The organism is Arthrobacter sp. Hiyo1 (assembly GCF_001263615.2).
In the GTDB taxonomy this organism is placed as follows: domain Bacteria; phylum Actinomycetota; class Actinomycetes; order Actinomycetales; family Micrococcaceae; genus Arthrobacter.
In genome coordinates this window covers 334,086-335,289 of record NZ_DF952469.1, presented here as the reverse complement: position 1 = coordinate 335,289, position 1,204 = coordinate 334,086, and the positions used below count along the sequence as shown (strand labels likewise).

At 64.6% G+C, this 1,204-nt stretch carries 1 protein-coding gene; it reads left to right on the top strand.

The annotated features are described in order from the left end of the window. On the top strand, positions 1-1,204 hold a 1,204-nt coding region (locus AHiyo1_RS06060), incomplete at both ends, for an ABC-F family ATP-binding cassette domain-containing protein (protein WP_059387939.1).

The window sequence follows — 1,204 nt, the reverse complement described above, 5'->3', positions numbered from 1 at the left end:
GCGACCAAGCCGACCACGAATGGGCCGCGAACCCCAAAATCCGCGAGATCATGGGTGGCCTCGTGGCCGACGTCGATTGGCACGCCAACGTGCATGCCCTCTCCGGCGGACAAAAGCGCAGGGTCGCCCTGGCCAAGCTGCTCATCGAAGACCACGACGTCATCATGCTCGACGAACCAACCAACCACCTCGATGTGGAAGGCGTCGCCTGGCTTTCCCGGCACTTGAAGACCCGCTGGCGCGCCAACCAAGGCGCGTTCCTTGTGGTGACTCACGACCGTTGGTTCCTGGACGAAGTCTGCAACCGGACGTGGGAAGTGCACGACGCCATAGTGGACCCGTTCGACGGCGGTTACGCTGCCTACGTGTTGGCCCGCGCCGAGCGTGACCGCACGGCGTCCGTCGTCGAAAGCAAGCGCCAACAGCTGGTCAAGAAGGAGCTGGCGTGGCTGCGCCGGGGCGCCCCTGCGCGCACGTCCAAGCCCAAGTTCCGCATCGAAGCCGCCAACGAGCTGATCGCAGATGTTCCTGATCCGCGCGACTCGGTGGCCCTCAGCAAGATGGCAACCGCCCGCCTCGGCAAGGACGTGCTGGACCTTGAAGGCGTCTCCCTGGACTTCAAGGGGGACGACGCCGGCCGGAAGCTCTTCGACGACGTTACCTTGCGCTTGGCTCCGGGGCAGCGGCTGGGGCTGGTGGGCGTCAACGGTGCCGGAAAGTCCACCCTCCTGAGGCTCCTTAACGGCGAGATCACGCCGAGTTCAGGCAAGGTCAAGCGCGGCAAGACTGTTGTCACGGCGGTGCTCAGCCAGGACGTCAAGGAACTCGATGACGTGTCCGACCTTCGCGTGATCGAGGTCATCGAACGTGAGAAGCGCTCCTTCAGCGTGGGCGGCAAGGAATTCACGGCCGGCCAGCTCGTGGAGCAGCTCGGGTTCACGAAGGAAAAGCAGTGGACTCCCGTCACCGACCTTTCCGGCGGCGAACGGCGCCGCCTGCAACTTCTGCGTCTGCTTGTGGGCGAACCGAACGTCCTGATGCTCGACGAACCCACCAACGACCTCGATACCGACACGCTTGCCGCCGTCGAAGACGTCCTGGACGGCTGGCCCGGCACGCTGGTTGTTGTCAGCCACGACCGCTACTTGCTGGAGCGAGTCACGGATTCCCAAATGGCACTCCTGGGTGACGGCAAGCTCCGCGG